Raw genomic sequence first — 1616 nt, forward strand, 5'->3', positions numbered from 1 at the left:
CAGCTCCAGTACCTCTCGCCCGAGGACGACCCGCTGCGCCGCCGTCCGCAGCGCCGTCCCGCGCCGCAGCCCCCGCAGCCGCAGCAGCAGCCGCCCCAGTACCGGCAGCAACCGCCGCCCCCGCAGCCGCAGTACCGGCAGCAGCCTCCGCCGCCCTACCGGCAGCCCGCGCCGTACGCGCCGCAGCAGCCGCCCGCCCCGCAGCGCCGCCAGGAGCCCCCGCCGCAGCACTACGAACCGCAGCGCCCGCCCGCCCCGGAACCCCGGCCCGCCCGGGAGCCCCGGCCGCCGCGCGAGCCCCGGCGGCGCAGCGCCAACCCGATGCGCATCCCCGGTCTGGGGTGCCTGAAGGGCTGCCTGTTCACCCTGGTCATCCTGTTCGTGGCGAGCTGGCTGATCTGGGAGCTGACCCCGCTCCAGCAGTGGGTCGGTTCGACCCAAGGATTCCTCTCGCAGGTCTCGAACCTCTTCGGGAACCTGCGGGACTCCGTCCGGCAGCTGTTCTGACGCGGGTGTTCCCGGGCCGGGCCGATGTCCGCCCCGGGAACACCGCATCCGCCCCGGCCTGGCGTCACCTCAGTGGTTTTGTCGACATCCAGGCGGTGAATTCCCGGCACGGACGGGGAGAGGCCCGCCCTCAGGGACGCCCCGCCCCCGAGAGCCGCGTAGCTTTGACGGCAACCTCAGCCCCCGAGGGACGTCCGGGGGCCCGACACGTCGGAGCAGTCTTGGCACGGAAGATCGGCAGCAGGTACACCGCCCACCAGATCCTGGGACGGGGCAGTGCCGGCACGGTATGGCTCGGCGAGGGGCCCGAAGGGGCCGTGGCCATCAAGCTGTTGCGCGAGGACCTCGCCTCCGACCAGGAACTCGTCGGCCGCTTCGTCCAGGAACGCACGGCCCTGCTCAGCCTGGACCACCCGCACGTCGTCGGCGTCCGCGACCTGGTCGTCGACGGCAACGACCTCGCCCTGGTGATGGACCTCGTCCGGGGCACCGACCTGCGCACCCGCCTGGAGCACGAACGGCGCCTGGCCCCCGAGGCGGCCGTCGCCATCGCCGCCGACGTCGCCGACGGCCTCGCCGCCGCGCACGCCGCCCGCATCGTGCACCGCGACGTCAAGCCCGAGAACGTCCTCCTCGACATGCAGGGCCCCCTCGGCCCCGGCGGCGCCCACCCCGCACTCCTCACCGACTTCGGCATCGCCCGCCTCGTCGACTCCCCCCGCCGCACCCGCGCCACCAAGGTCATCGGCACCCCCGACTACCTCGCCCCGGAGATCATCGAGGGCCTGCCGCCGCGCGCCTCCGTCGACGTCTACGCCCTGGCGACCGTCCTCTACGAGATGCTCGCCGGCTTCACCCCCTTCGGCGGCGGCCACCCCGGCGCCGTCCTGCGCCGCCATGTCACCGAGCGCGTCGCCCCCCTGCCCGGCATCCCCGACGAACTGTGGCAGCTGCTGGTGCAGTGCCTGGCCAAGGCGCCCGCCTCCCGGCTGCGCGCCCCCGAGATGGCCGCCCGCCTCCGCGAGCTGCTGCCCGCCCTGGCCGGCATGCCCCCGCTGGACATCGACGAACCGGACACCGGGACGCCGGAGGACGAGGCCGACGGCCCC

General features: G+C 74.9%; 1 protein-coding gene and 1 pseudogene. Both read left to right on the forward strand.

The genetic code is table 11. From position 1 onward, the window contains the following. A pseudogene (locus AC51EU_RS30345) lies at positions 1 to 507 on the forward strand (serine/threonine protein kinase); the annotation flags it as partial. 221 nt (positions 508 to 728) lie between these two features. Then, the coding region (locus AC51EU_RS30350; protein WP_496270301.1) for a serine/threonine-protein kinase at positions 729 to 1616 on the forward strand (888 nt) is incomplete at its 3' end.

The organism is Candidatus Streptomyces philanthi, from assembly GCF_059553635.1.